Source organism: Paenibacillus sp. QJM3NY_38, assembly GCF_056173265.1.
In genome coordinates, this window is sequence record NZ_CM149665.1 from 3,916,447 (window position 1) to 3,938,399 (window position 21,953).

Genomic DNA, 21,953 nt, shown 5'->3' on the forward strand with positions numbered 1-21,953 from the left:
CCCTTGTTAAAGGAATTCTCTCAAAAGTAATCATGCAACCGTCTCTCAATAAATTCTACAGTTCGATCAACACCTCTCTCCTCTAAAATTTGGTCTGATAGTGCCATTGCATTGGCTGACAATGTTGAATGACTGGTTAGCTCCGCTATTCGCTCAGCCAAACTGGCTACAGACATTGATTTTTCAGGAATCGGCTTGGTCGATACACCTAGCTCATTCATACGCTTGGCCCAGAAAGGCTGATCCGCATTGAACGGGGATATGGTCATCGGCTTACCTGCTCTCAAAACGGCCGCTGTCGTCCCTGCTCCACCATGATGAATAACGCCTGCAGCTCGCGGAAACAGCCATGCATGCGGTGCTTCCTGTATACACAGGATGTTCTCGGCCCCATTCCCGGATATTTGCATTCCACTCCAGCCAACCAGAATGATGCCGCGTTGCCCCGTTTGTCGTAAAGCCTGCGTAGTCATCTCGAGCACATGATCCGGATGCTTTAGAGGCATGCTGCTATAACTGATAACGATTGGCGGGGATCCTGACGCGATAAAAGACTCCAACTCCCTTGGTGGGTCCCAATCGGTATCTTCCAGAAACCAAAACCCCTCCATACAGACACGATCCTTCCATTTCGGATCAAATGGCAAAATCGAAGGACTGCAACCGTAAAGCACCGGAATATCGCGTCCGTTTACGTGCAGATCATCGGAGAATAGACTTCGTGGAGGTAAATGCAACGTATCTCTTCTCCATGTATTCATCAATTTTTTGAAGGATAACAGCATGAAACGGTTGAGATGATAGCTTTTTTCATTTAACCATCGATTCCTGAAGGTGACAGGTAAAATGGGATTGGTGAAAGCGCCTGTCGGTGCAATGATCGGAATCGGATGAGCCGCGAATACGGGAATATTCAGCTTTTGGGCAATATCATATCCAGCGAATGCTTTGGGATGGTAGATAAGGCAGTCCGCATCTTGAGAAGCGGTCCACAGGTCATCGAGCATTTGCTGCATCATAGGATATATAAGCTTTTTCATCTGCTTCATAATCTCGAAGGGATTGCTGCCCAGCATGCGTTTCCCTTCCGCAGATTGCGCTAGTTTCATGATATTTGCCCGTATTGGTGCGAAACCGACACCATGCCCTCGAACGAAGCCTTCGAAATCCTGCGATGTGCACATAACCACGTCATGTCCGTTGTTCTGGAGACCTTGGGCTAGGGCAATGAACGGCTGTACATCTCCCCTTGTTCCGATGGTGAGCAACTTTATTTTCACTCTTTTCCCTCCTTACGATAAATGCCGTACCTTAATATGTCCAAATAGGGTTTTGTGTCTAAAGCCGCACTTGCCTCGAGTTCTCCTGTAGATTTCTCGTCGTACCGTTTGGTCATTTGCTTCGTAATTAGAGTTTCAAGGGAAAGTAATACGAATTCGATAGCTTGCTTGGGATCGATTCCTTCCCTAAAACGGCTCTGATCGATCCTGCTTGCCAATAGGTGTATGGAATCCTCGTTCATCTGTTGTTGTTTGAGCAGAAGATCCGCTTTCAGCTCTTCCGGCATAATCAGAAATGTTTTAGCCATAAATCCAAACCTGATGGGGTCACTTTTAAATACATCCATCTTTTTTTGAGATAATTGCTCTATCGCCTGAAACAGATCCTCGGAGAGATCCATAGGTGACGAAGTCAGTGAATGGTAGTAGTGCTTTAAGCATTCATCCACCACCGTTAAATACAACGTTCTTTTGTCCGAAAAATAATGAAACAAAATCCCCTTGGATACGCCAGCTGCTTTGGTAATTTGATTGGTTGAAGCTCCTTCATAGCCCTTGTGATAAAACTCTACTAAAGCTGCCTGCAAAATGGTTTGTTTTTTATCTGGCTCCATTGGTTTGTACGCCACCTCCACCGATTGACCACCTGGTCAATATCATTTGACCAAATTGTATTACACATTGACCACTTGGTCAATAGTGTGGTGACTTGCTTGCATCAAGCCAGGAAATCAGCGGCCATCTTGCGGTAAGACTCACGGATAAACACCAACTTCACAAACTAAATCCGGAATAAAAAAAGAAACATGACAACAAAATGTCATATTTCTCCGCGAACGACACGAAAACCTTGATCGGGGCCAAAGCCATTGGGATCGAACTTCCCTCGGAAGGATATCTCGTTGTTGGTGACGTCGCCGATCCAACCGCCGCCCTTCACTATCCGGAAGGAACCGCTTGGACTACCCCATTCGCCATGCCAGTCCCAGCACCATTCCCTTACGTTTCCAGACATATCGTAGATTCCTAACTCGTTGGGTTTCCGGGTACCGATCGATTTTGTTTTATTCTGATTGCTCTCTATGATAGGCCAGTTCCAATCCCCAGATAAGTATTTGTCTCCGGCGTTCTTCCAATACCATGCGACCTCATCGGCATTATTGCTTCCGCTATAAATGTAACCCTTGCTGTTCTGACCTCCGCCCGCAGCGTATTCCCATTCCGCTTCTGTAGGCATCCGGTAACCGTTAGCTCCCTCATTGATCGTGACGGTCCATTTGATATTATCGTTATCGTTCCTATTATTCGCATCCTTTTTCACCTTGTCTATGTTGTAATATGGTTTTAAGCCCTCTTGAATGCTTCTTTGATTACAATACTCCACAACGTCATACCAGCTTACCATTTCAACCGGCAATAGGTCGCCTTTGAATGCAGATGGATTACTGCCCATAACTTCCACCCACTCTTTTTGGGTGACCTCATATTTGCCGATGTAAAAGTTCGATAAGGCTTCTTTTTTATCAGCGTAGTTAGACTGGTTGTTCTTAAAGGTCCCGCCTTTCACCAATACAAAATCATCATTCTTGTCAGGCTGATCTTGCGAACAAGCGCCGATCACAGCCATTGCTGCTATTAAAAGGAACATTATTAGCTTTCTCATTGATAATATCTCCTTTAAGCTAATACAAAAAATGATAGTCCGTTGTTGCCTGCCCGCAACTTGCCTCCCCGTTACGTCGAAGGCCGTTCATCTCCGCGAAAAACGGCCCGCAACGTATCCGGACTTAGGGCAAAACGAAGGGAATGGTCAATCGGATAGCCGAATTCCGCTTTCCTAAGAGATGCTCCCCTCCGTGTCCGTTAGTTGAGTTTACGGATGGCGATTGGCTACCATACCGTTACGTTAGAGCTTCCGCTGCTTTGATAACCCTCTGTTGCTAACACCTGATAAGACCAGCTGCTCCCCAGATTCATTCCTTTACTTGCCCATGCGTTCACATGGTTGCTGAAAGTGATGGCGGAGTTGACACCAGTCGCTCTTTTCGATTGTCGAACGCTCCAGTACTGGGCAAACGTTTGTGTTCCGTCAATGGAAGGTGCATTGTATCGCATGGTCGTATAGATGTCGTATGTGCCTCCATCACTTGTCACTGTCCCTTTATGTGTTCCGGTAGGTCGATAAGTACCCCAGCTATCTACGACGTAATACTCAATGAGTGCGTTTCTCGTCCATCCGTAGAGTGTCAAATACCCATTACCGGACGGCGACCAGACGCCGGCATTGTAGTTAATCGTTCGGTTAGGCGATCCGGTATTCCAGCCTTTGCCGACAACGAAATTTCCGGTATTTTGCCATGTCACGCTGTAATTACCGCCGGAGCCGTTAACAGCATTCACCGTTCCGCCGCCATCGGTCCAATTTTGCCAATAGTCGGTCGCTGCGCTTGAGGTTGTTGCAAACATACCAAAACTCATGGTAGCTGCAAGAATAACCGTCATCATTTTCTTACCAAACTTAAACTTAAACATAATCTACCTCCTCATATTGTTGAATTGTGCCTTGCGTTGATTTTCTTGGCTGTGCTCAGCATGCGATTTTTCTTATCCTTTTTTCCTTTTACCTCCTTTCCAAGTAAATTATAGAATGATAGCGGTTTCAAAAACACTTAGCAAATTAAATATGATATCTAGATTATTTTACAATTTTAGGGACTTGCGAGGGCGGATAGATCATAAAAAAAAGACTGCCGGTAAATTACCGACAGACCCTTCTACTTCACAAAAGTAATATACCCCTTATCCTTTTTCCCTTGTTCCATCCGATGATTGGATAGTCTTTTCATGAATTGTCGCTCATTTGATCTCCGAACCCCTTCGGCTTCCTTCTTATACCCATTATGGTGAAGATGACATAGATTACGATCGCAATCGAATCGATTAACGTATCCCTAAGCGCCGATATGTCTTGTAATGCCGTGATACCAAGAATGACCAGCAGCCGGACGAGCAGAAGCGATACGATGGTCCAGACGGCGAAGTGGGTCTTTGATCGTTCACTTTGGAATGACATAAAAATGAAGATAAAGCCGAAAATCAGATTTTCCGCCGTGATGATGTGCCATACATACATGAATATTGTTTGGGTGTCCATCGCTATCGCACTCGCATGGAGCACTGGCAGCACAGTGGATTGCCCGTTCCATGCGTGCGTGAAGGCAAACAGTATCGCCAGAAGGCCGGCAGTCAAAAAATAAAAATTCCTAACCTTGATGCCCATGACATCCCTCCTCAGATATTTCCGGTGCCTTCTTGTGAATAGAGCGGTAAAGCTCGCGAACGATTTCTGCCAGCCGTTGGTCGCTTTCATGATTAAAGTCCCTTAGCGTTTCTGCTGCTACGTCGAGCAACTGACTGACCTTTTCCAGATGGGCCATTTTCTTGTGCGTTTCTGCATTCTTGGCATCGAGGAACGAAGCAACCTCACGGCAATAAGCAGGGTCTACATTCTCCTTCCTGTGGAATCCAAACGTTCCCTTGATCTCTTCAAGCGTGAAGTCCGCGTACTGCATGATTTGGATATTCATCAAATCGATGAGGTCGTTCTTCGAATACCTGCGGTACCGATTGTCTTCACGGAACGGTGATACGATTCCTATCCGGTCATAGTACCGAAGCGTATCCTTTGGAATCCCAAGCAGCTGCGAAACTTCTTGTATAGAATAAAGTTTTTCCATGAATTCAAAATAACATTGGAGTAAGCTCCAATGTCAAGTCATAATGTAATTTTATTATCAGAGCAATCAAGCAATCGTTGGCATGAGGGCATATGATATCCAGTAGGCTAGTCTCAATTGTTTCGCTCACCGTTGCTGCCCTTTTCGCCCCCGCGTCAACGAGATCACCTGCCCTGTCCACGGCTAACTATTTAGGGGCTGATATCATTCCGATAGGATGTGCTTTTTCCCCCACTCACTCATCGAATCCAGAAATTCAATCATGGTTCGACCCTTCGGTGTCAGCGTATATTCTACTCTAGGCCGAGGCTCCGGATACGATGTTCTATCGATGATTCCATCCCGCTCAAGCTCACGAAGCTGCTCAGTCAATATTTTTTTCGAAATGGATGGTAAATGTCGCAGCAATTCGCTATACCGAACGGGTATTGAGTTTTTATACAAAAATCTATAGATTGGAATTTTCCATCTCCCGCTTAACATGGAAAATACGACCTCAACGGGACATTCATTTCGTTGAACAGGCATTACTTCGCCCCCCCATTTTTATCCATAGTGTATCATTTTTCTTTAAGCAAAAGGTTGGTTACAAAAAAGTGCCTAATTGTTATCGCTATTTAATTGAGAATACAATCACACCTAGAAAGGAGATGCATCCATGCGCATTGGAATTCTCGGAGCGGGAAATGTAGGTCAGTCCTTAGGGAAAGGACTCGCGAAATCAGGTCATCAAATTCTCATCAGCAGCCGAACACCCCATAGCGGAAAATATGATCTTTGGAAACATGAGGTTGGCAATTCAGGAGACATTGCATCATTTGCCGAAGCAGCTCAGTTTGGTGAGGTTATTATTGCGGCTCTCCCTTGGGCCCATATGAAAGAAGTGATTGAAACCATCGAGCCTGTGTATCTAAAAAACAAAACGGTTATTGATGTAAGCAATGCCGTCCATTTTGACAATGGGCCGCGCTTGCTCCTTACGAATACTTCAGCAGGAGAGATCGTCCAGTCCATATTACTGGAGAGTCATGTGGTTAAGACACTTAATACAGTTAGCGATAAGATCATGGTAAATCCCCGATATAAAGAAGGTTCACCGATCATGTTCGTATCCGGCAACCATGCACCTTCCAAAGACCAGGTCAGGTTTCTTCTTAACGATCTCGGTTGGTCAATGGTCGTTGATTTAGGTGATATTCGGCAAAGCTTACTACAAGAATCAATCATGCTTGCATGTGTGATTAGTGAAATTCAACTGCAATCGCCAGGGTCATCCTTTGCCCTTTTAAGACATTAAGTGTTAATACAGCTGGCTGGGGCTATGACCTTAACTTAGCAAGTACTAGTGATTCTCACTTTCCGCTTGTTTTTTGATTGAATCCACAGTGAGAGTGAAGGCTTCCGCTGCTTTATATCCATCTAATGCATTTTGAAGGCGTTTTACTTGCTGATTCAACTCATTTCGATTGTCTTTGACCTTTATCATTGCACGTGCCACGTGAATTAGTTCTTCTTTTGCTGCGTTTATAGCACGATGATGAGCTTTTTCAATCATCTGTACGGCCATATGAGTGTAGATCGCTACAAACTCCATATCATCAATCCGCTGCTCACGGGCAGCCAAATTGCTCTCGCTAATTACCCAATCTCCAGAGTCGTTTTTCGAAGCGGCTAAACGCCCATCATTTATCATGTTAAGAATCGTTTTGTAATGAACCCCAAGTAATAACGCTGCTTCTTTAGCATTCATTTTAAACACCTTCCCTTATCTCTTGTTATCCATATATTAAGAGATAATTAGGGGAAAGTAAACCGGGATATCTAATGAGTGATACAAAAAAGAAGACTGCCGGCATTATACGCCGACAGTCTTTCTCTCTTCCAAGCAGTATACTCTTCATCCTATTCGCTGGACAATTCCTTGAGCGATTTGATTTTACCATGGGGATGCTGTTCTTGCTTTCGCGACTTCCAGGCAGCTTCTTTCCTTCTCTTCTGGTGAGCCATGACAGATATCCTCCTTTGGAAACTGAATTGTATACCACTTACTTATATTGTCATTCCTCAGCTCTGTTCATTCATGAAATTCATATAGAGTCAATTGTTTTAAAAACAGTTATGTACTCGATGACTTCTCTATTATACAGGTCATGATCGGAGAAGGTGTGTGGCCAATGAATTCCTTAACAGCCCACTTACCTTCTCGAATCTAATCGGTTGGAGAAAGCATCCGGCAGACCACCCGAAGTCACGCTTGAGGCGAGAGCTTGGATGATCTCGCTTACCGGGTTGGCGACTTATTTCCGCACCGCCGTCCGTTCGCCTCTATTCTTACTGGGCCGTTAATATCAGCGGTCCGTCCGACGTGATTGCGATTGTATGCTCATATTGAGCCGACAGCTTGCCGTCAGCCGTTCTCGCCGTCCACTGATCGTCGTCGATCGTGATACGGAACGTACCTTCGTTGAGCATCGGTTCAATCGTAAACACCATACCTTCCTTTAATCGAATGCCTTTGCCGGCTACGCCGATATGCTCGTAGTTCGGCTCCTCGTGCAGGCTCCGCCCGATCCCGTGCGCCAGCAGATCGCGTACGACGGAGTACCCGTTCGATTCCGCATGCTGTTGAATCGCCGACGTTATGTCGCCGAGCCGGCCTCCAGGGAGTGCCCGGGCGATCCCCAGATCCAAGCATTCCTTTGTCACCTTCATTAATTTTTGTGCTTCCGGCCGGATATTGCCCACCGGATAGCACCAGCATGAATCGCCGAACCAACCGCCGTATTCCACCACGATGTCGAGCTTCAGCAAATCGCCGTCCATAAGCGCCCGATTCGAAGGAATGCCGTGGGCCACCACATCGTTGACCGAAGTGCAGGTTTCTGCGGGGAAACCGTTATACCCTTTCGTAAACTGCTTGCCGCCGAGTTTGGTGATGTGTCTGGCAACAAAGTCATTGATTTCGCGGGTGGTGATCCCAGGCTCGATCAGTTTGGCAACCTCACGGTAGCAGTCCGCAACGATTTGGCCCGCCGGCTTCATCTCCTCGATTTCCCTTGGTGATTTTAAGATGATCATCTATGTTTATTCACTCCTTATCCATACTATAGTTTTAAAAACAGGACGATATCCCTGGCCTCTTCGCGCAGCTTACCGCGGCGAAGCGAAAGCGTGGCGCAGCCGACCAAGGCGGCCAGCAGCATTTCCGCGCGCTGCAGCCAATTCTGCTGCTCTGCCGCGTTTCCGCCGGAAGCCGCAGCCCCGTCCTCCGCGCGCCCGGTTTCCAGCAGCGCGGCAAGAGGCGTGAGCACCTCCCGGCGAAAGGCGGCCAGGAGCGGGGCTGAGCGCGCTTCAGGCAGCGAGGCAAAGCGCTCACCGGCCAGCTTATGCAGCAGGTACAGGGCATGGTCCTCCGCCCAAAGCTGCAGCAGCCGGACGCCGGCTACCGCGACGGGGCCGAGCTCTGCGGCAGCGGCCGTTTCGTGGCTTCCCATACGGGAATCCGCGGCAGCCGGCTTTCCGGTGTCCGGCGCAGCAGCCAAGCCGAAAAGCCCGCTCGCTGGCATCTCCCCCGTAGTCGATGCACCCGGGACCTCCGGCGGAAGCTTCATCACGGCTTCTAGTGGAGCATCTAGCGGGGCCTTCAGCCATTCACCGTCTCGCTCCAATGCATCCCATAGCAGATCGTGGAGTAAATCGCCTTTATTGCTGTAATAATGGTATACCGTGCCATAGCCGAGTCCCGCCTGCGCGGCCACATCTCGGATTTCCAGTAAAGGACCTTTATCCAAAAACACATCGGCAGCGGCTTTCCGAATTTGCGCCAGACGTCGCAGCCGGATCTCTTCGTTTTGTTCCTTCGTGCGTGGAGTCATCTAGTCTAATCACCTCTTTTATTTTTGACCTACTCTTATGTCAATATAAAACATCAGCTTGCGAATAACAAGAGATTAGTGGAAGATATTCAGCTCAACCTAGAAATCGTTGCTTGACCATCGGCTTAACCTCGAACGAGCGATCCGGTTGGAACATTGCTACGCTAACGGATGTCATGGTGTTTAATCGGCCCATAAACGATGCAAGCTTCAAACTTAAAAGGCAGCCGGTCATGCTGGTCGGCTGCCTTCAACGCATTATTCACCTATCGTTCCAGCTCGCTTAGGATAGCTTAGCAATAGATTAGATTTGTTCCTTTTCCTTCATCCATTCTTTGTATTCCGGTAAAGTATATTCATCCGTTTTTACGACGGCCCAATGATTGTTCTTATGTTCTAAGAAGAGCATAATTAAATGCTCTCCTCCAGACTCATCAAAATCATCTCTCATATAAACTATACTTGCATGAATGAGAACTTCTACTTCATGATCACTTATCGTTTTCACTTTCATTCGTTCATAACCTTCAACATTATAATTGGCATCCAACAAATGAACATGTTGATTTAAGGATTCAACCTCATTTTCCTCTATATTTATGCCTAGTTTGAGGTCAACATTCTCTTTAAGATCCGGATAGCGGTCCCATAAAATATGTATATCCTTGTTAACCACGGCTTGCGTTCTATAATACATGTACTCTCTGACTGGCGTTATATATTTCACCCAATCCGATGGTTCTGGCTCTACAAAACCTGCTAGATCTGATTCAGCAGTGAGGTTTTCTGTTGAACTCGTATTTTGCTGACACCCGATTAAAGATACGAATAGTACAATCATTATAGTTCTTAATAGTAAAATCATGTTCTCCCCCTCATTACTTAATTACTTTAGTTGACAACCCTTCGATAATGACTCCCCGAATCAAGATTCCAACCCCTCTTCTATGGTTCTTGACAACCATTTTACCACATGTTAAGAGACGCAAGTCTAACCTGCTTCACATTAATATCGAAGGTCCGTTTATGATTCGATTCTGTTTCACTTCAGACAATCATCAAGATTGCTTATGAAACACAAAAAAATCGCCGAAATGGCGACTTTTTAGATCCCTGCTTTATGATTCTTGCGTGTTCTCGTCACTTTTGTATTCTAAAATATCTCCAGGCTGGCATTCCAGCGCTTTGCATATAGCTTCTAACGTTGAAAGCCTAATGGCTTTGGCCTTTCCGTTTTTCAATATAGACAGATTGGCCATGGTAATTCCAACCCTCTCCGAAAGCTCGGTTACGCTCATTTTTCGTTTAGCCAGCATCACATCAATATTGATAATAATCGCCATAGTTATCACCTCAGACCGTCAAATCATTCTCAGATTTTATATCAATTGCCTCTTTTAAAAGCTTTTGAAGAACAGCAGCAAATACGGCAATCACCATGGACGCAAAAATCAGGGCCATTCCGATGAGTATGATACCTGGGGCATCGTCTTTCTCCGCTATCAGATAGAAGAGCGGCATGCCTACCACAAACAAGCTGCTAATTATGGTTGCACAGTTTTTTATATTCTTTAGAACGCGTACGGATAATTCCGAGAAAGCTTTGTTCTTGTCAATATAGCCTAGAAGCTTATACGCCTGATACAAAGCAAAGTAAAACGGTATCGCGGTTGCATACAAATCAATGAAAACAAGATATCTCAAATAAGTATGATCTGGATACAATTCTGCAATAAATTCCGCTATCTCTGGTACCACAAATATGCACAGAGCTAGAACTGGAATTCCAATAAGAATGACAGCAATCCTTAAAAATAATGTGGACCCTCGTTTCATAAAAAGCACCTCACTTCATGATTATGAATTTGATTTTAGCAATTAATTTATCGTTTTGCAATAAATAATTAACGTTTATGTGTATATTTATATTGTTAAGCTGATATCTCCAAAGAAATACTTCCATTGAAACGTAATCAATCTGAATCACTACACTTGCTGCCACCCCTTACTACCACCAAAAAAATACACCCTAATGCGTGGGTGTATCTTTAGGATTATGCAGTTCATTATTCTATAAAATTCATGGATGCCTTTAGTTATTTAAAATGGGTATTTCTCCAAGGAGTTTCTTCAGGTTGATGGAGTCCCACGGCAAATGCTCTGTTATACCTAACCCAACGACATCGGTTTCTTCTGATAGTTCTTTAATCAAACTCAGTAGTTGAGGCAATTGCATGGTTCCCTTTGGAGATAAATTAAAGGGTTCTTCCGGGTTGGCGAATAATACCGAACGAAAAGCCTTTGGATCAAGCACGTCTAAATCAAGATGAATAGCCAGGTGTTTAATGCCGCTTTCTATGATCCATTCTTTTATAGATTCAGTGCTGCTCGCTAACTCCTTCGTTCCGGCTGTTCGAATACCAAGCCTTTGAATCATTTCCGTGTCCGGTTCTGTAGGTGCAACACCTAATCTTTGAAATGCTTCAGAAATTACAGCAGCTTCTTCTTCTGTAGGAGCCGCTAATCCCGCAATAAAGACATTTTCTGGTTTTAGCGGGGTTTTCACATGTTTTGCGAACTCCTCATCTCCTTCTCCCAAAAGGTTCCCGAGAGGTACTGCGTGCCCGTTATCATAGCCGACATAATTGACCAAATCAGAGTGAGCATCGATCCATACCAAACCTAATTCCCCACCGTACCGTTCGTTTAAATAGGCAAATGGAGCTTGTTCAACTAGGCAATCACCACCAAACATGATAACGCGATCCGGCTGATGAGCCTCAATAAGATGATGAGCAGCCTTTAGCTGTTCAAGAAGCTGTTGTCTTCCATTCATACCGTTCTCGTTTTCGAGCGGAGTTCCATCATAAGCTTGAACAGGTACATGGATAAGGGGCTGATCATTGTCCGGAGCTAGCCATGCAAGCAGCTCGGCTCCAAAAGAGTAGTTCGGGTTGTTTCCTCCTTGCCATTGTGGCATTAACAGACGTATTGTTTTTTTAGTCATTTGTTTCTCTCCTTTACATCAAAGTAAGGTTAGTATAGACTGAGCACAAATATAAAAGTAGTACGCACATTTATGATAGGTACTACCCGAAAGGATAGTGTTCAGTATGAGTATGGAGGAATTTAAAGGTAAAGTTAAGAATGTCCAAGACACACCTTTTGGTTATACCATTTCGATTATTGGCGGCAAATGGAAAATGGTGATTATGTACCTCTTGGCTGAAAACCAAACCGTTCGCTTTAATGATCTGAAAAGACAAATAGGAGCAATCACTTACAAAACATTGAGCTCACAGCTCAAGGAACTGGAAGCGGACGGTCTGGTGACACGCAAAGAATATCCTCAAGTTCCGCCAAAAGTCGAGTACAGTCTTACAGATAAAGCGGAAACTCTATTACCCATTTTGGAACAGTTATGTGAGTGGGGAGTAAAGAACCAACACCATTGAGCCCTATTTTCTAATTGCAAAAAAGCCGCATAACATGCGGCTTTCAAAGGTTGATCCATTGAAACAGTGAATTAGAGTCGTATAACGGTTATTAGCTCGTCGTTTTCGATTTCGCCGTTGTCACGGAAGCCGTAGCTTTCATAAAGCTTTTTGGCGGCTGCGTTATCAGCCTTATAAGAAATCCAGCAGTAATGTGCAGGCCCCGCAGGAAAGGTACGGACAAATTCCAAGATTTTTTTCATGGCTTCCCGACCATAGCCTCTGTTCTGAAATTGCTGGTCAATCATCAGCCGCAGGATGCAATAGCTGTCGTCTGCGATTGTCGGAAGTTCATATCCGGTGATTCTGTAGGTAATCATAACAAAACCAACCGGCTGCTCATCCGCGTAAATGGCAAATGGAAATGGCTGCCCCCCATTGGTTGCGAGGACATAACACGAAGCCACGCTCGACAAATTGGACGCTACGAAGCGCCGTTGATCTTCTGAGACCTCCAGATTAAATATGGCACGTCGGTTTTCTAACGTGATTTTCCTGAGTGTAATCATTCAAGGTTTCTCCCTTCATTATTTTGGGTTGATCGTTGCGCCGCGGTCGCTTATATAACATACAATTTATCCAAAAAAAGTAATAGACTTATATTGAAATTTTTTATAGACTATTATGTATCCATGCCTTTTTTAGGTGGGTATGAATTAACCGGCACATTATTGTGCCGGTTTTATTTTTTTGCTCATATAAGCTGCGTTTTAGCATTCCTGTTGATGGATCATCCAGATGAACGGTATCCCATTTTGATCGTTGTCGCTTATACATCTGTTACACCGATTTCTGCTGACTCGTTGGTCAATACTTCCGCAAACCCTGTTGTTGGGGATTGGGGATGGTAATGAGCTGGAGGGTTCTTCGAAAGGTAAAGGGCAAGGGATTCGCGGGAAGACGATTCTACTGACGGGGGTCATATAGAAACAGAGGCTTAAGATACATTTAATTAATTGAACGCCCTTAAAGTAGACATTGTTGGAAACCCATAAGGGAAACCAATCATCTTTTTTTTGGGGGGGTATGAGGAAGAAGCTATTAAACCAACTCCGTTTGGACCGTGGTTCCGCTATTTGTAAGAAAAGGTGCTAAACATAAGGTTAGGCGGACACAGGTTCCGCTATTGCCTGAAAATCACAGCAAAAAATAAGAAAAATCCGAGAATAACGGATTCTGTGTCCGCGAATCTGTGATTTTGGTACAGTTGTTGGGAAATAGCGGATCTCCTGTCCGCATACAGCTGCGCACACCGACACATCATTGCACACTGTCCATCAATTGTCCGACGCGTTCACATTAATGAATCGGATTCCAGCTCTTTCGGGGAAATGGGGCTCCGCGCTTATCCATTCTGTCCTCTTATCCATTCTGTCCGCGTAGCCATTGTATTAGCGGAGAGGCTTTTGAAATTATAGAATCTGGATCATGCGTCGGTTCAAATTGCGGAAAGAAGTCAGGAAACATGGCAAGGTATTCCCTTACACACCATCGAACCGTCCAATTGATATCCGTTGACAATGGAATCCACTTGGAAACTTCATTTTTCCTTGCGTCTTGCAATAATGCATAGGCATACCAACCACGGACGCCGCCTTCGGATTCCTGAGCTAATCGCTCCCAGAAAACCTTTCGCTCATATTCGTTTATGGGCTTTTCCAAAGCACAAACAGCGATTTTTCTTACGATGGGCGAGCGATCGAATGAATACTGCCATATAAGGTTCCGTGAGCAAAGGTGCCTTTCCACGAGAGTAGATAGGGATATCGCCCTTTTGATATCATCTTGGGAGTGTAGTGCGATATGTGTGTCCCTGATCCGCAGGGACCGTAAAGCTCCTTGGGGTTGATTCGTTATCTGACCCAATTCAATTGCGGTTTTTGTTTTGGCGACGTTAACCCTGGGGGCTAGATTATCGTAGCCATGTATACGATCACCGTATGTAGTCAATGCAGTGCGTAAAGTTGCTGCATCTAAACCTTTGAATGTAGACATTAGGTATGCTGCGACTCCGGATACGAGTGTTGCTGCGCCTGATGTTCCCTCATAATAGGAAACGACATCTGCTTTTTTATTGGATTCACAAAAAGGAACGGTCAAGTATACTCGTGGTGCTAGAACGTCAGGCCTGAAGTGCCCCTCGGCATTTCGTCCATACGGTTCATCGGGAAATGGTACATGGGTGTGGCGCTCTGCGCGGCCTCGGTCATTGTATCCCCCCACGGCTAGATATTCGCGAGGCGGCAACATATTCGCTGTTCTCGTATTCCCATTTGCACAGACCACGAGAACCCCACTCCTTACGGCTGAAGCTAGTGCCTGAACCGTGCTGTTTTTGCTTGTGCTTTTTAGATATACCTGATGATCTAGTGCATGCCATCCCGTACTTAATATGATTTGAATATTCCATTCTTTCTGCTTATTCAATATCCACTCGATCCCGGCTTGTAATCGTTCTCCTTCCCCAGTCTTGAACGCCCCGTGGTTAAGCACGATATAATGAGCCGCCGGTGCAATGCCTATATGCGTTTTTCCTTGGAAAACAAAAGGTTTATGAGATAGTGCCAGTAGTGTCATTAACCCATGCTCACCACTAGCGTCATCATGTTCAACGGGCTCTTCTAAAGCAATATTTCGGCATGTAATGGAGAAGTCGTCATGAACGGTGACGTATTGTAATCGATCGCCTAAATGCTGAAGTGCAGGATGAGGGGTAATTGTATCAATGATGACGATACCAATGTTTTTCCCGGATTCCGTAAAATTCGGAGCTTCTGAAAAGCCTAGTCGTGACCACGTAGGTTCAGGTAATTTTCTCATGGATTCATGCTCCTTCTAAAGCAATATACATCTTTAGCTTATTTCTTGATCATTCATTTGGCTAGTTGAATGAAGTAACAAAAAACAACCCCGAACCTAATATCTTCGGGGTTGCAGTCTATAATACCATGGTTGTATGTCGCTGATACGATTAAGCGCTATCTATTCTTTTAGCATGATCCTCTTCAAAAGTAAATGGATAACTTTCACTTCCTAGCAGCTCTACGTAATTATCGAAACCCACAAAATAGCCGTCTACCGTCTAGGAAGATACCTTAAGAAAAAAGAGGAGAAATATTAAAATATCTTAAATAGTGAACGCGGCCAAAAAATCCAATCCGTTCACCCCGCAAATCACATCAATTATGTTCCAACTGTAGCACGCATGTTTATACTCGGAGCACTTTTACGAATAGTCGTTTGACTACGCCTAAAATCCGAGGTTTCGCCCATGATGAAGATATGAAAATCGTGTACATCCCCAGACGGTTTCCACCCCATAAATCGGTGATGATGCCGTTTCCGATAACGGCTGTCTCGTTACTGCGCGTTCCGAGTAGATTCAATGCGGCTAAGAACGCTTTTTTCTTCGGTTTACCGGCTTCGAACAATGCTGGAATCTCATGGATCTGTCCGTGACCATGCATCGGTGGTTTGCTGTTAGAGACGATGATCACCTTAATTCCGTATCGGGACTGCATGTTATTCAGCCAATCTTTCATCAAATCTGTTATGGTTTCAGCATTTTTCGTCGTTATGGTATTGGTCCAGTCAAGGATGATCCCTTTAATACCTGCCTGCTGGAGTGTTTCTCCGTCAATCTCATAAATCGAGCGCGCAATTTTCGATGGTTTAAAAATAGACATACATATCCTCCACTACTTTGATAAGTGAGCCAATCGTGTATAGATTGCCTTCATTCTGTTAAAATCATACTTTTGAACAATCATTTCTCTTGGATGGTCTGTATGTTTAGTTTCGCCTAAACAAAAAAGCCGCGATTTCCGCGACTTCATAAGCATGTTTGTTTTTTCCTTCCGACAGGTAAAGATGCCCGCAGCCTGAACGACGTAATGTTCCGAATTGATATTACAATAAACATGGACATGTTCCAACGGATCGTCCGGTCCTGAAAATGTTAAGGTTCGAGCTATATGTCTGGGTGCATAAACCTACAAGGCCCGACGACGTTCATGCAGAACGAACAGAATGATCATAATCATCATTACACCTAAGATGACACCGGCCTCTGTGGTCAGCATCCGCAGCAGTGGGTACTCTGGCGAGAACTGCGAATCGGTACGAATAGCGGAAAAGAGATTATAAGAGAACAGCATGCCCGACGAAATCCAAGCCAATGCCATCGGGTGCAGAAAACGCTGCGGCCCATGCCGGGAAGTTAGCACCAGCATTCCCCACGCCCCCGCGATCGCGCTGTCTGTAGCTCTGCTGAAACTTTTTTATGCTCAATCTTCATGTTGGTTAACTTACCTCCTTAATAACTCTGCCTTCGCTTTACACCCCATTCTACCTCCCTTATCGAAAGGCAAAGTGACCTCAAGTTTAAGTTTGGGTTAATTTCGTTTACGTGAAGCTGTAAACTCTCTATCCTGGATAGGTAAGTCAACGCTCAAAAAGGAAGCTGCGTAAAGTCATTCTGAGCGACTTGTACGCAGCTTCTTCCCTGGTCTTCAAAAGAAAATGATACATATATTCCAATAACAAACATAAAATCGATAACTAACTCACATTCATTTTAGATACTGTTACCTTCTCATAGCTTAATCTGTCTCGGGAGTTATAACACTGCAACTGCTATCAATCCAGATATAAAACGAACTTCCGTTTGCGTCGGATTTCATTTCCCATTGCATCCCCATCTCCTTGGCCATCATCGATACAATGGACAAACCGATCCCTGCGCCTTTTTCAGGCGACTCGTTGCAGACGCCAGGGCCCTTATCGTTGATAACCAGTATCCATTGATTGTCACGATCAATCATGTGTATGCCGATGTACCGACCTGCTCCCGCATGGCGTACCACGTTCTGAAACACATTGTCCAGGATCCGGTTAAACCACAATGGATCCACATCCCATAATAACGTCTCATCAGGAAGCTCGACAACGACATCGAATTCCTTAGCCTCGAATACTGGATACCACTGAGCCACTCGATTCCGGACTTCTTCTACGATATCAATCGGCTGCTTGTGCAGCGGATACTTCCCCGCCGATAACAGCGTGTATGACAGAAGATTATCCATCAGATTACTGATGTCGTCCAGCTTATGCTCAATGACAGAAAGTGAAACCTGTCCCTGGGGAGAAGCAGGGTTATTGCGAACGGTATGGACATGTTGCCGGATGACAGTCAACGGGGTTCGAAGATCGTGGGAAATCGTTGAAATGAATTGCTTGCGCAGTTCCTCCTCCTCCCGCTCCCGTTGTTGACTTTCTTTGAGCTCCTTCACCATCCGATTAAACGAGCCTTCTAGTTCTCCGATCTCGTCGTTTTTCATAATCGTGACTTCGTTCGGAATTTCTTTCAATCCATTTACGGTCATCGCGGATTGGAGACTGATCAGTCTTCTGCGAAGCTTAATGAAGAACAGCCATGACAGCATAAAGAAGCATACACAGATCATTAGAAACAGAAAGATGAGCGGCAGGTTTCCCGATAGCGACATCTCTGCATCAAGGATATGGGAATCCGGGAGCCGCATCACCATAAAGCCTTGCTTCGGATCGTTTCCGATGAGAGAGGTTAAGACCAGCGTTTCTTGATTACGGTCTTGCGCTCGAATCGAGAGAAGATCCACATAAGTCCATTGCTCAGGTATATCTTCCGAGAGGTCTCTGACTGCATTCGTCCTCCCTGACGGGTCCACCCAAAATATCTCAGCATCCGGATAGTCCTCGTTCAACTCTCCCAGTCTAGAAATAATCCTATCCCTTCCTGCACCGTCCAGGTTGTCTGCCTCCTGCTGCCACAGGCGGGTTATCTCTTCCGGACGATATACTGGATGATCGCTAAACATATAATCAGGTAAATAAAATAAGGCTGGAATGATCGGCCATAGCAATAAGGCGGTCAAAATAAGGATCAGGTATTTGCTCATTAACGAGCCGCGGATCCTCATGATCGCACCCGGTATCCTACGCCGCGGATGGTCTCGATAATTTGGGGGGAGCCGGAATCCAGCTCGATCTTCTCTCGCAGATGCCGGATATGCACATTCAACGTCTTGTCTCCGTTCAGATGCGGCTCGCCCCAAACGGCTTCATAAATCTGCTTCTGGGTCAATATGTGATTCAGATGGTCCAGGAAATACATGAATATATGAAACTGCTTACCTGTAAGGACAATCTCTTCCCCGGTTTCGGAATTCCATATACGGCTTCCTGTTCGGTCGATGATTAAATGCCGGATCAGAAGCTGCTCCGGTTCCGCAGTGACGGAGCGCCTGAGCAGGACTTGAATCCGGGCGGCCAACTCATCCGGATGAAACGGCTTTGTCATATAATCATCGGCAAAAGACAAGCCGGTAAGCTTATCTTCGATTGCGGTTCTGGCCGTAAGCATCAGGATGGGTACAGCGGGATTAATTCGTTTTAGCCGCTGGCCGACCGTGAATCCGTCCAGACCCGGAAGCATAATGTCCAAAATGACAAGATCACAATGTTCCATTGCTGCTTCCACATCATAGCCTGAACTCTTCCATATCACCTCATAGCCCTGACTGATTAAAAACTCCTTGGACCAGGAACCGATTTCCTGATCGTCTTCAATGTACAAAATAGTAAATGTCTTCATCGTATGATGGACTCCTAAAAGTAATATATAGGTAGTCTAGCATATTATGGCTGTCAGGAGATCGGGAAATCCATCGGAAAAATTCACGTAAATCACCAAGCATCGTCATAAGTTCACAACATGGATTTGTTAATGTTATCAACAGCCGGGAAAATCAATGCAGGCACTGGCAATATTCATACAAGTTGGAGGATGAATCGGACGGGGTCTTATCGACTTCATCAGGCGACAGATTAACACATACATGGGAAAGGAACGGATTGGATATGAAAACAATCGATATCGTAAAAGAAAACCTGCTTTTCATTCTCGGTCTGGGCGCTTTAGCGCTTGTCAGACCCATCATGAAGATGACCGGGATCATGGACCTGATCGGCCAAGCATTCGGCAGCATTCTGATGACGGTTCTCATCTCTTTGGCCTGGCTCATGCTCGTTCTATTCAAAAGAACGGCTTATCCCATTGTCATTCTTGTTTTTGCGGGTTTGAGTTATGCCTTATTTGCTATCATTATCAGCGGGATTGCCTCTCCCCTTATCGATGGAACATTGCAAGGTCCATTAACGAATCCGCTGGCAATGATAAGTGTCTTTGCAATAAATGCGGTTTGGGGCTTAATCGTTGGCGTAATTGCCAATGTACTGCGTCGTAAAGGGTAGATTGTCGATAACAAAGAAATGGCGGCATAGGGGAACCCCCTGCACCGCCATTTCTTTATACGCAACAGCTATTTGACCCCAACTAGCGATTTCTCATACTTGTATACCTATTCTGAGAAACCCCAACACCTGCTATGTTGGCCAAGTCATGTGAATACGTAATCTATACCACTGCCTGTTTGAACGTGATGAAATTCCTCCAGCGCTTGACGTACGGCTTGAGGCGTATCGAGACGAAGTATGCGCTTCGCCAGCTCACGGCATTCCTGACGATCCAGGATAGCGAGCCTTTCCTTCATCCGGCTGAGACCGCCAGCCTCCATGCTCCATTCGTCGAGCCCGAGTCCGAGTAAGAGCGGTGCCGCGAGCGGATCACCCGCCATACTGCCGCACATGCCGGTCCATTTACCGGCCGTGTGGGATGCCTCAATGACCGTGCGGATTAACTGAAGCACGGCTGGATGATAATAATCGTACAGGTGCGCGACATGTTCATTCATGCGGTCCGCCGCGACCGTGTACTGCACAAGGTCGTTCGTACCAATGCTGAAGAAATCGACTTCGCTCGCGAAGCGTTCCGCCAACACGGCCGTTGAGGGAATCTCAACCATGATGCCAACTTCCATCTTCTCGTCGAACCGGATGCCGTCCTGCCTCAATTCCGCCTGCACTTCCGTCAGGATGGCTCTTGCCTGCCTCCATTCCTGCAGGCCGGAGATCATCGGGAACATCACCTTTACCGTACCGAAGGCGCTGGCCCGCAGCACCGCCCTCAGCTGCGTGCGAAGCAGCTCCTGGCGGACAAGCCCCACCCGTATCGCACGGTAGCCCAGGAACGGGTTCGCTTCCTTGGGCAGCTGCAGATACGGAAGCTCCTTATCTCCGCCGATGTCCATCGTGCGGATGATCACGGGGCGGCCCTCCATCATCCGGGCCGCTTCCTGATACGCACGGAACTGCTCCTCCTCGCCCGGCATGGCCTGGGCGTTCATGAACAGGAACTCCGTGCGGAACAGCCCTACGCCGTCCGCGCCCTGCAGGACGGCGGTCTCGGCTTCCGCGGCGCTGCCGATGTTCGCCGCGAGCTCCACACGCGCGCCGTCGGCGGTCACTGCCGGGCGCGCCGCGTACGCCTCGAGCGACTGCCTGCGCTCGAGGTGCTGCAGCATGCGGTGCCGATACTGCTCCGCTTCTGCCTCGTCCGGCCGGGCAACGCACAGCCCGGCGGATCCGTCGAGGACGAGCGTGTCGCCGTCCTCAATGCCGTCGACGCCGTCCCCAGCGCCGACAATAGCCGCAATCCCGAGCGACCGTGCGAGAATAGCGGTATGTGAGGTCGCTCCTCCAGTGCGAGTAATAAAACCGATCACCAAGTCAGGGTCCAGCTGCACCGTATCCGATGGCGCCAAATCGTCGGCAACCAGGATAACCTGTTCGGTGATACCCGTAAAGCCGCGCGATTGCCCTGGCGACAGACAAGCGAGAAGACGATTGCCGATATCACGTATGTCTGCGGCGCGTTCCTTCATATAATCGTTGTTCATGCTTTCCAACATGGAAGCGACCTGACTCACAATTTCGGCAACGGCCTTTGGCGCTGGCTCCAGCTTCTCCCGAACCCGACTCTCCATCTTCGGATAGAAGGCAGGATCCTCCAGAAGCTTCCGCTGCCCCGCAAGAATACCGGCTTGCTCTTCGCCCACGGCTTCCTTCGCTTTTTCCGTCAGCGCATCCAACTGCTCCGCACAGCTGGCTTTGGCTTCACGGAGCTTGATAAGCTCGGCATCGATAGCGGCCGGTTTATCGGGAATATTCTTCTCATCGGGGCTGCTGTCGCTGCTTGCCCCCTGCGAAGGCTTGTAGATGTATGCCTTTGCGATCCGGATTCCCTCCGATACGCCGATTCCTTGAATATGCAGCTTCTTCATCAGGCTTCACCAAACTTGCTTTCGACTAGCTGTACCAGTGCTTCGACTATCTCTTGTTCTCCATCTCCGTTAGCTTCGATGGTCACGACAGCCCCTTGTTCAATGCCGAGCGTCATCAGCTCCAGCATGCTTTTGCAATCCGCGGCCCGTCCTTCGCGAGTCTTGAGATAAACCTCTGCTCCAAACTGTCCTGCTTTTTCCGAGAAAAGCTGAGCCGGACGGACATGAAAGCCCTGCTCATTCTGTATGGTTACGGTTTGTGCGAACATGTCTTTCCTCCTCATCCTGTAACGGCCTGCCGAGACAATTTTCTTGCAGAAATCACAGTTACGGCTTCACTCTT

25 protein-coding genes and 1 pseudogene are annotated in these 21,953 nt (G+C 46.5%); 3 read left to right on the plus strand and 23 right to left on the minus strand.

The annotated features are described in order from the left end of the window. Positions 1-20 precede the first annotated feature (20 nt). From AC0VZ8_RS18000 to AC0VZ8_RS18030, 7 genes are all read right to left on the minus strand, one after another. Entirely contained in the window at positions 21-1,280 is a 1,260-nt protein-coding gene (locus tag AC0VZ8_RS18000; RefSeq protein ID WP_475483904.1) for a glycosyltransferase, read from the minus strand. Beyond that, positions 1,277-1,915, minus strand: a complete 639-nt coding sequence (locus AC0VZ8_RS18005; RefSeq protein WP_475483905.1) for a TetR/AcrR family transcriptional regulator — start codon at positions 1,913-1,915, stop codon at positions 1,277-1,279. Before AC0VZ8_RS18005 ends, AC0VZ8_RS18000 begins: the two co-directional genes overlap by 4 nt. Positions 1,916-2,100: 185 nt before the next feature. Then, positions 2,101-2,943 (minus strand): formylglycine-generating enzyme family protein, encoded by an 843-nt coding sequence (locus AC0VZ8_RS18010; RefSeq protein ID WP_475483906.1) that lies wholly within the window; start codon positions 2,941-2,943, stop codon positions 2,101-2,103. Positions 2,944-3,170: 227 nt separating this feature from the next. Beyond that, positions 3,171-3,812: a glycoside hydrolase family 11 protein gene (locus tag AC0VZ8_RS18015; protein ID WP_071220797.1), complete on the minus strand. Its 642-nt coding sequence runs from the start codon at positions 3,810-3,812 to the stop codon at positions 3,171-3,173. 310 nt (positions 3,813-4,122) lie between these two features. After that, positions 4,123-4,560 (minus strand): hypothetical protein, encoded by a 438-nt coding sequence (locus tag AC0VZ8_RS18020; protein WP_475483907.1) that lies wholly within the window; start codon positions 4,558-4,560, stop codon positions 4,123-4,125. Further along, positions 4,544-5,017: a MerR family transcriptional regulator gene (locus AC0VZ8_RS18025; protein ID WP_475483908.1), complete on the minus strand. Its 474-nt coding sequence runs from the start codon at positions 5,015-5,017 to the stop codon at positions 4,544-4,546. The genes AC0VZ8_RS18020 and AC0VZ8_RS18025 overlap by 17 nt, the downstream gene beginning before the upstream one ends. Before the next feature lie 204 nt (positions 5,018-5,221). Further along, a complete protein-coding gene (locus AC0VZ8_RS18030) occupies positions 5,222-5,545 on the minus strand; it encodes a winged helix-turn-helix transcriptional regulator (RefSeq protein ID WP_475483909.1) in 324 nt (107 codons plus the stop codon). A 130-nt stretch (positions 5,546-5,675) separates the two neighbouring features. On the opposite strand from AC0VZ8_RS18030, the gene AC0VZ8_RS18035 reads away from it, so the two are divergent. Next, positions 5,676-6,314, plus strand: coding sequence for an NADPH-dependent F420 reductase (locus AC0VZ8_RS18035; protein WP_475483910.1), 639 nt, complete (start codon positions 5,676-5,678; stop codon positions 6,312-6,314). Between the two features lie 45 nt (positions 6,315-6,359). Here the strand turns inward: AC0VZ8_RS18035 and AC0VZ8_RS18040 are convergent, their stop codons facing one another. From AC0VZ8_RS18040 to AC0VZ8_RS18075, 8 genes are all read right to left on the minus strand, one after another. Beyond that, entirely contained in the window at positions 6,360-6,767 is a 408-nt protein-coding gene (locus tag AC0VZ8_RS18040) for a helix-turn-helix domain-containing protein (protein WP_475483911.1), read from the minus strand. Positions 6,768-6,919: 152 nt separating this feature from the next. Further along, a complete protein-coding gene (locus tag AC0VZ8_RS18045; RefSeq protein WP_015735743.1) occupies positions 6,920-7,024 on the minus strand; it encodes a DUF6254 family protein in 105 nt (34 codons plus the stop codon). A 324-nt stretch (positions 7,025-7,348) separates the two neighbouring features. After that, entirely contained in the window at positions 7,349-8,095 is a 747-nt protein-coding gene (gene map, locus AC0VZ8_RS18050; RefSeq protein WP_475483912.1) for a type I methionyl aminopeptidase, read from the minus strand. A 26-nt stretch (positions 8,096-8,121) separates the two neighbouring features. Further along, positions 8,122-8,892: a TetR/AcrR family transcriptional regulator gene (locus AC0VZ8_RS18055; RefSeq protein ID WP_475483913.1), complete on the minus strand. Its 771-nt coding sequence runs from the start codon at positions 8,890-8,892 to the stop codon at positions 8,122-8,124. Positions 8,893-9,196: 304 nt separating this feature from the next. After that, positions 9,197-9,757: a hypothetical protein gene (locus AC0VZ8_RS18060; protein ID WP_475483914.1), complete on the minus strand. Its 561-nt coding sequence runs from the start codon at positions 9,755-9,757 to the stop codon at positions 9,197-9,199. 253 nt (positions 9,758-10,010) lie between these two features. Next, positions 10,011-10,235: a helix-turn-helix domain-containing protein gene (locus AC0VZ8_RS18065; protein ID WP_071220789.1), complete on the minus strand. Its 225-nt coding sequence runs from the start codon at positions 10,233-10,235 to the stop codon at positions 10,011-10,013. Between the two features lie 10 nt (positions 10,236-10,245). Beyond that, positions 10,246-10,728 (minus strand): DUF2975 domain-containing protein, encoded by a 483-nt coding sequence (locus AC0VZ8_RS18070; protein ID WP_475483915.1) that lies wholly within the window; start codon positions 10,726-10,728, stop codon positions 10,246-10,248. 256 nt (positions 10,729-10,984) lie between these two features. Then, complete coding sequence (locus tag AC0VZ8_RS18075; RefSeq protein ID WP_475483916.1) at positions 10,985-11,899, minus strand: arginase family protein; 915 nt, start codon at positions 11,897-11,899, stop codon at positions 10,985-10,987. Between the two features lie 106 nt (positions 11,900-12,005). Between AC0VZ8_RS18075 and AC0VZ8_RS18080 the strand changes: the two genes are divergently transcribed. Then, positions 12,006-12,347, plus strand: coding sequence for a winged helix-turn-helix transcriptional regulator (locus AC0VZ8_RS18080; RefSeq protein WP_071220787.1), 342 nt, complete (start codon positions 12,006-12,008; stop codon positions 12,345-12,347). A 71-nt stretch (positions 12,348-12,418) separates the two neighbouring features. Here the strand turns inward: AC0VZ8_RS18080 and AC0VZ8_RS18085 are convergent, their stop codons facing one another. From AC0VZ8_RS18085 to AC0VZ8_RS18110, 6 genes and pseudogenes are all read right to left on the minus strand, one after another. Next, positions 12,419-12,895 (minus strand): GNAT family N-acetyltransferase, encoded by a 477-nt coding sequence (locus tag AC0VZ8_RS18085; RefSeq protein ID WP_475483917.1) that lies wholly within the window; start codon positions 12,893-12,895, stop codon positions 12,419-12,421. Positions 12,896-13,748: 853 nt separating this feature from the next. Beyond that, complete coding sequence (locus AC0VZ8_RS18090; RefSeq protein ID WP_475483918.1) at positions 13,749-15,206, minus strand: S8 family serine peptidase; 1,458 nt, start codon at positions 15,204-15,206, stop codon at positions 13,749-13,751. Positions 15,207-15,595: 389 nt separating this feature from the next. Further along, a complete protein-coding gene (locus AC0VZ8_RS18095) occupies positions 15,596-16,072 on the minus strand; it encodes a YqeG family HAD IIIA-type phosphatase (RefSeq protein WP_260068356.1) in 477 nt (158 codons plus the stop codon). A 306-nt stretch (positions 16,073-16,378) separates the two neighbouring features. Continuing rightward, positions 16,379-16,639: pseudogene (locus tag AC0VZ8_RS18100) on the minus strand (hypothetical protein); the annotation flags it as partial. A gap of 348 nt (positions 16,640-16,987) precedes the next feature. After that, a complete protein-coding gene (locus AC0VZ8_RS18105; protein WP_475483919.1) occupies positions 16,988-18,349 on the minus strand; it encodes a HAMP domain-containing sensor histidine kinase in 1,362 nt (453 codons plus the stop codon). Next, a complete protein-coding gene (locus AC0VZ8_RS18110; protein ID WP_216532379.1) occupies positions 18,346-19,023 on the minus strand; it encodes a response regulator transcription factor in 678 nt (225 codons plus the stop codon). The genes AC0VZ8_RS18105 and AC0VZ8_RS18110 overlap by 4 nt, the downstream gene beginning before the upstream one ends. Positions 19,024-19,289: 266 nt before the next feature. On the opposite strand from AC0VZ8_RS18110, the gene AC0VZ8_RS18115 reads away from it, so the two are divergent. Continuing rightward, on the plus strand, positions 19,290-19,682 hold the full coding sequence (locus AC0VZ8_RS18115; RefSeq protein ID WP_475483920.1) for a hypothetical protein: 393 nt from the start codon (positions 19,290-19,292) through the stop codon (positions 19,680-19,682). A gap of 146 nt (positions 19,683-19,828) precedes the next feature. Here AC0VZ8_RS18115 and ptsP read toward each other — a convergent pair whose 3' ends face one another. Next, entirely contained in the window at positions 19,829-21,610 is a 1,782-nt protein-coding gene (gene ptsP / locus AC0VZ8_RS18120; RefSeq protein WP_475483921.1) for a phosphoenolpyruvate--protein phosphotransferase, read from the minus strand. After that, positions 21,610-21,879, minus strand: coding sequence for an HPr family phosphocarrier protein (locus AC0VZ8_RS18125; protein WP_475483922.1), 270 nt, complete (start codon positions 21,877-21,879; stop codon positions 21,610-21,612). Before AC0VZ8_RS18125 ends, ptsP begins: the two co-directional genes overlap by 1 nt. Between the last annotated feature and the right edge of the window lie 74 nt (positions 21,880-21,953).